General features: G+C 73.1%; 1 protein-coding gene. It reads right to left on the reverse strand.

The features are described from left to right. On the reverse strand, positions 1 to 2910 hold a 2910-nt coding region (locus ABZ490_RS52060; protein WP_359008081.1), incomplete at both ends, for a condensation domain-containing protein.

Here is a 2910-nt window from a genome sequence, read left to right on the forward strand (position 1 = left end):
GCCGGCCGCCGTGCAGCAGCGGACCCCACAGCTCCCACACCGAGAAGTCGAACGCGTAGGAATGGAACAGCGTCCACACATCGCCGGGACCGAACCCGAACCACCCACGCGTCGCCCCGAACAGCCGCACCACATTCGCGTGCGGAACCACCACACCCTTCGGCCGCCCCGTCGAACCCGACGTGTAGATCACGTACGCCGGGTGCTGGGGCAGCGTCGCCACGGCCGGGTCGGTGTCCGGCAGACCGTCCGCGTCCAGTGCCGCCAGGTCGTCGACCACCAGCACCGGCCGGGCATCCCCGACCATGAACTCCCGCCGCGCGGCCGGATAGTCGGGATCGAGCGGCAGATAGGCAGCACCAGCCTTCAGCACACCCAGCACCGCCACCACCAGCTCCGCCGACCGCGGCAACGCCAACGCGACGACATCCTCCGCACCCACACCCCGCCCCACCAACGCGTGCGCCAGACGGTTCGCCCGCCGATTCAACTCCCCGTACGACAGACGGACCTCACCCCACACGACGGCCACCGCATCCGGCGTCTCCCGCACCCGCGCCTCGAACAACCCCACCAGGGTGTCCGTCACCGGAGCGGAAGGGGCGGCGGGCAGTGAGCGCAGGCGCTCCGCGTCCGTGCGGACGTCGAAGCGGCTCAGGCGGCGGCCGGGGTCGGCGACGGCCGTCCTCAGCAGACGGATCCAGCGGTCGCACATGGTCTGGACCGTGTCGGGGTCGTACAGGTCGGCGGCGTACTCGACGAACCCGTCCACGCCCTGCGGGGAACCGTCCTCGCCATGCCGTTCGGACATGGAGAAGATCAGGTCCAGCTTGGACGTGGTGGTGGTGAGCTGGACGGGGCTCGTGGTCAGGCCGGACGGGGCGAAGTCGGCCCGCGGGGCGTTCTGCAGGACCAGCATGACCTGGAAGAGGGGGTGGTGGGCGAGGGAGCGCACCGGGTTGAGGGCCTCGACGAGGTACTCGAAGGGCAGGTCCTGGTGGGCGTAGGCGGCGAGCGCCACGTCCCGGACGCGGTCGAGGAGTTCGGTGAAGGCCGGGTCACCGGAGGTGTCGGCGCGGAACACGAGGGTGTTGACGAAGTAGCCGATCAGATCGTCGAGGGCCTGGTCGGTGCGGCCCGCGATGAGGCTGCCGACGGGCAGGTCGTCCCCGGCGCCCAGCTTGTCGAGCAGGGCGGCGAGTCCGGCCTGGAGCACCATGAACAGACTGGTGCCCCGGGTGCGGGCCAGGTCCCGCAGTTCCCGGTGGAGTCCGGCGTCGAGCCGGATGCGGACGAAGCCGCCCCGGTGGGTGGCGACGGCGGGGCGGGGCCGGTCGGTGGGCAGGTGGATCCGCTCGGGCAGTCCCCTCAGGGCGGCCGTCCAGTGGGCGGCCTGGCGGGCGAAGAGGCTGTCGGGGTCGGTGGCGTCGCCGAGCAGGCGGTGCTGCCAGAGCGTGTAGTCGGCGTACTGCACCGGCAGCGGCGCCCACACGGGTTCCTCGCCCCGGCGGCGGGCCGCGTAGGCGTCGGCGAGGTTGTGGGCGAGCGGGCCGAGGGACCAGCCGTCGCCCGCGATGTGGTGCACGACCAGCAGCAGTACGTGCTCCTCGGCGCCGAGCGCGAACAGCTCGGCGTACAGGGGCAGTTCGGTGGCGAGGTCGAAGGGGTGGCGCAGGGCCTCGGCGAGTGCACCGTCCAGCTCGGCCTCGGTCGTCTCGCGGGTGCGCAGCGGCAGCGGGGCTTCCCACGGGGAGAGGATCTGCTGGTGGGGGGTGCCGTCGAGCTGGGGGTAGAGGGTGCGCAGGCTCTCGTGGCGGGTGACGACGTCGGTGAGGGCCCGGCCGAGGGCGGTGCGGTCGAGGGGGCCGGTCAGCCGCCAGGCGAGCGGGATGTTGTAGTTGGCGCTCACGCCCTCCAGCTGGTGCAGGAACCACAGGCGGCGCTGGGCGAAGGACAGCGGAACCCGTTCGGGGCGGTCCTCGTACGGGGTGAGCGCGAGGCGGGCCTGTCCGGCACCGGCGAGGCTCGCGGCCAGCCCGGCCGGGGTCGGCGCCTCGAACAGGGCACGCAGTTCGAGCTCCACCCCGAGGGTGGCGCGGACCCGGGCGACGAGCCGGGTGGCGAGCAGGGAGTGGCCGCCCAGGTCGAAGAAGCTGTCGTCCACGCCGGCCTCGGCGACCCCGAGGATCTCGGCGAACAGCTCGCAGAGGATCTGTTCCTGCGGGCTGCGCGGTGCCCGTCCCCCGCCCAGGGCGCCGGCCTGCGGCTCGGGCAGGGCCCGCCGGTCGAGCTTGCCGTTGACGGTCAGCGGCAGCGCGTCCAGCGCGACGAACGCGGCCGGGACCATGTACTCCGGGAGCCGCAGCCGCAGATGCTCGCGAAGCACCGCCGAGTGGGCCACCGCGCCGGGTGCGGGCACGACGTACGCGACGAGCCGGGTGTCGTCGGTACGGTCCCTGCGGGCCACCACCGCCACATCGCCGACCTCGGGATGCGCGGCCAACGCGGCCTCGATCTCACCGAGTTCGATACGGAAGCCGCGCACCTTGACCTGGTCGTCGGCCCGCCCGACGAACTCCAGCGCGCCCGTGGCGGCACGGCGTACGACGTCACCGGTGCGGTACATCCGGATGCCGGAGGGGCCGTACGGGTCGGCGACGAACCGGGACGCGGTGAGCCCGGGGCGGCCGAGGTACCCCCGGGCGAGGCCGGGTCCGCCCACGTACAACTCCCCCGCCACACCCGGCGGTACGGGGCACAGGTGGGTGTCGAGGACATAGGTCCGCAGGTCGGGGATCGCGGCGCCGATCACGCTGGCGGCACCGGTGGCGGAAGCGGCGTCCAGGGGGGCGTGGGTGACGTGGACGGTGGTCTCGGTGATGCCGTACATGTTCACCAGGACGGGAGCGT

The organism is Streptomyces sp. NPDC005811, assembly GCF_040630405.1.
Lineage (GTDB): Bacteria > Actinomycetota > Actinomycetes > Streptomycetales > Streptomycetaceae > Streptomyces.